The 2,383-nt window shown below is 65.1% G+C and carries 1 pseudogene; it reads left to right on the top strand.

From position 1 onward, the window contains the following. Nucleotides 1-175 precede the first annotated feature (175 nt). Nucleotides 176-2,260, top strand: a pseudogene (locus tag Taqua_RS12890) (ATP-dependent Clp protease ATP-binding subunit); the annotation flags it as partial. Nucleotides 2,261-2,383: the final 123 nt, after the last annotated feature.

The raw sequence follows: 2,383 nt of genomic DNA, 5'->3' as shown, positions 1-2,383 counted from the left end.
CTGGCAGCCCATCGGCGCCGTCACGCTCAACCCCGAGCGCGACGCGGTGATCGAAGGCCTCACGCTGCATCACGATACACAACAATTGGCCGCATGACTTGCGCGACAACTATCTTGACACGCACCGCCCGCCACGGTGCGGGTGGAAACCAATCTCAATGGTCGCCACAGCACCATGCTGTTGTGTGACGGTCACTATCGCCAACTGGTGCGCCAGCAAAAGCGCACCGTCTCGCCGCTGGAAGCGTTGTTCGGCTCGCGCAGCGGGCTGTTCGAAGACTTCCTTGGCAGCGACTTCTTCCGCATCGGTGACGACGCACCGTCCATGGCGGCCGATACCGACGAGGTCGTCGATGCCTCGTTCGGCGAACCCGCCCCGGCCGGTACGGGCACCGCGCGCCGTCGCGGCAGTGGGCTCGCCAGCCGTATCAGCGAACAGTCCGAGGCCCTATTGCAGGAGGCCGCCCGACACGCTGCAGAGTTCGGGCGCGCCGAAGTCGATACCGAACACCTGCTGCTGGCGCTATCCGACAGCGACGTGGTCAAGACCATCCTGGGGCAGTTCAGGATCAAGGTCGATGACCTCAAGCGACAGATCGAATCCGAAGCCAAGCGCGGCGACAAGCCGTTCGAGGGCGAGATCGGCGTGTCGCCCCGGGTCAAGGACGCGCTCAGCCGTGCTTTCGTGGCCTCCAACGAACTCGGCCACTCTTATGTCGGGCCGGAGCATTTCCTGATCGGGCTGGCCGAGGAAGGCGAAGGTTTGGCGGCCAACCTGCTGCGCCGTTACGGCCTCACGCCGCAAGCGCTGCGCCAGCAGGTAAGCAAGGTGGTCGGCAAAGGTGCCGAGGATGGCCGCGCCGAGACGCCGACCAACACGCCCGAGCTGGATAAATACTCGCGAGATCTCACCAAAATGGCGCGCGAGGGCAAGCTCGATCCGGTTATCGGCCGCGCGCAGGAGATCGAGACCACCATCGAGGTGCTGGCCCGGCGCAAGAAAAACAATCCGGTGCTGATCGGCGAGCCCGGCGTCGGCAAGACCGCCATCGTCGAAGGGCTGGCGCAGCGCATGGTGGCCGGCGAAGTGCCTGAGACGCTGCGTGACAAGCGCCTGGTCGAACTGAACATCAATGCCATGGTGGCCGGCGCCAAGTACCGCGGCGAGTTCGAGGAGCGCGTGCAGAAGGTGCTCAAGGAAGTGACCGAGCACCAGGGGGAGCTGATTCTCTTCATCGACGAGGTGCACACCATCGTCGGTGCCGGCCAGGGTGGCGGCGAAGGCGGGCTGGACGTGGCCAACGTGTTCAAGCCGATGATGGCGCGCGGCGAACTGAACCTGATCGGCGCCACCACGCTCAACGAGTATCAGAAGTACATCGAGAAGGACGCCGCGCTGGAGCGTCGCTTCCAGCCGGTGATGGTGCCCGAGCCGACGGTAGCGCAGACCATGATGATCCTGCGCGGCCTGCGCGACACCTTCGAGGCGCACCACAAGGTCAGCATCACCGAGGATGCGATCATCGCCGCCGCCGAGTTGTCGGACCGCTACATCACCGCACGCTTTTTGCCCGACAAGGCCATCGACCTGCTCGACCAGGCAGCCGCACGCGTGAAGCTGTCGGCCACGGCCCGCCCGGTGGCGGTGCAAGAGCTGGAGTCCGAACTGCACCAGCTGCGGCGTGAGCAGGACTATGTGGCGGCACGCAAGCAGTACGACAAGGCTGCTGAACTTGGCAAGCGCATCGAGGCCAAGGAAGCCGAACTCAAGAAGCTCGTCGAGGAATGGGAACGCGAGCGCGCCTCGGGCAGCGCCGAAGTCAAGGCCGAGCATGTCGCGCAGATCGTCTCGCGCCTGACCGGCATTCCGGTCAACGAGCTGACGGTGGAAGAACGCGAGAAGCTGCTGCATCTGGAGCAGCGGCTGCACGAGCGCCTGGTGGGCCAGGACGAAGCGGTGCGCGCGGTGGCCGATGCCGTGCGGTTGTCGCGCGCGGGCCTGCGCGAAGGCAGCAAGCCGGTGGCGACTTTTCTGTTCCTCGGGCCGACCGGCGTGGGCAAGACCGAGCTCGCCAAGGCGCTGGCCGAGTCCATCTATGGCGATGAAGGTGCGCTGCTGCGCATCGACATGTCCGAGTACGGGGAACGCCATACCGTGGCACGCCTGGTGGGCGCGCCTCCGGGTTATGTGGGCTATGACGAGGGCGGCCAGCTCACCGAGAAGGTGCGTCGCAAGCCCTACAGCGTGTTGCTGCTTGAACCGCCCCGGATTTTGAGGAGGCTCCAACTCTTGAGAAGATGGAGCCATGAACAAGACATCGAAATTCTCACCCGAGGTCCGCGAGCGCGCCGTGCGCATGGTGCAAGAGCACCGGAGCGAGTA

The organism is Tepidimonas aquatica, from assembly GCF_007556585.1.
GTDB classification, from domain to species: Bacteria; Pseudomonadota; Gammaproteobacteria; order Burkholderiales; family Burkholderiaceae_C; genus Tepidimonas; species Tepidimonas aquatica.
The sequence above is the reverse complement of the archived record's forward strand: the minus strand, read 5'-3'. Positions and strand labels throughout refer to the sequence as shown.